1 protein-coding gene is annotated in these 945 nt (G+C 62.2%); it reads right to left on the bottom strand.

The features are described from left to right. Positions 1–101: 101 nt before the first annotated feature. The gene (locus tag EN750_RS36390) at positions 102–752 is read right to left on the bottom strand and encodes a dihydrofolate reductase family protein (RefSeq protein ID WP_127399421.1); all 651 of its coding nucleotides are present in this window, start codon (positions 750–752) and stop codon (positions 102–104) included. Positions 753–945 lie beyond the last annotated feature (193 nt).

Here is a 945-nt window from a genome sequence, read left to right as displayed (position 1 = left end):
CGCCTTTCCTCTACCCCGTCGATCGGGGGAGAGGTGGCTCGGCGAAGCCGAGACGGAGTGGGGGTCGATCTTTCATCGTGGGGCGAGGAACCCAGGTCCTGCTACTTCCAGTTCTTGCGCCGTTCGAGCTCGGCCTCGGATGGCTCCCCTGTGACAAACGAGCCGACCTTGATCTCGCCTGATCGTTCGTAGGTCGCCATGATGACGCCTGTGCTGGTTGCCTGCGACTTGATGAGCTTGAAGGCGGCCGGCATCGCGCTGTCGCCGAACAGCCGCTTGCCCTTGCCCAGCAACAGCGGGAAGATCATCAGCCGAATTTCGTCGATCAGCCCGTTGGCGAGCAAGGTCTGGATCAGATCGCCGGATCCCTGGATGAGCAGGTCAGGGCCATCCTCCTGCTTGAGACGGCGCAACTCCGCAACGATATCAGGCCCGAGCGATTGCGTGTTCTGCCAGGTGAGGGTGTCAGGCCGATGCGTCGCCACATATTTGGTCGCGGGGTTGAAGGCATCCGCGATCGAATCTTTCTGATACGGCCAGTAGGCGGCGAAGATGTCGTAGGTTCTGCGGCCGAGCAGCAGGGCGAAAGGCTTGGAGAACAGTTCATCCATGGCTGCGCTCCCCGCCTCGTCGAAGTAATGGAAGGTCCAGCCGCCGAACTTGAAGCCGCCGACCGGATCCTCTTGCGGGCCGCCGGGCGCCTGCATGACGCCGTCTAGGCTGACGAATGTCGCCGAGATGATCTTTCTCATTCCAGTGCTCCCGTTCTTCTGTCCACGCCGTCGTGGCCGGACTTCAGCCCAAGGACGGGCGACGAGCCACCAGTCCGACATATAAATTTTGGCGAACCACCATCATTTGCGAGGCCCGGGGTGGAGATCTTCCGACGAGAACCAGACATCGCCCGATATGGCGGTGGCGGGGTCGGCCGGCGCCCTGTCCTGC

The organism is Mesorhizobium sp. M7A.F.Ca.ET.027.03.2.1, assembly GCF_003999175.1.
GTDB lineage: Bacteria > Pseudomonadota > Alphaproteobacteria > Rhizobiales > Rhizobiaceae > Mesorhizobium.
Note: the sequence above shows the minus strand (reverse complement) of the source record. Positions and strands in the feature narration are given on the sequence as shown.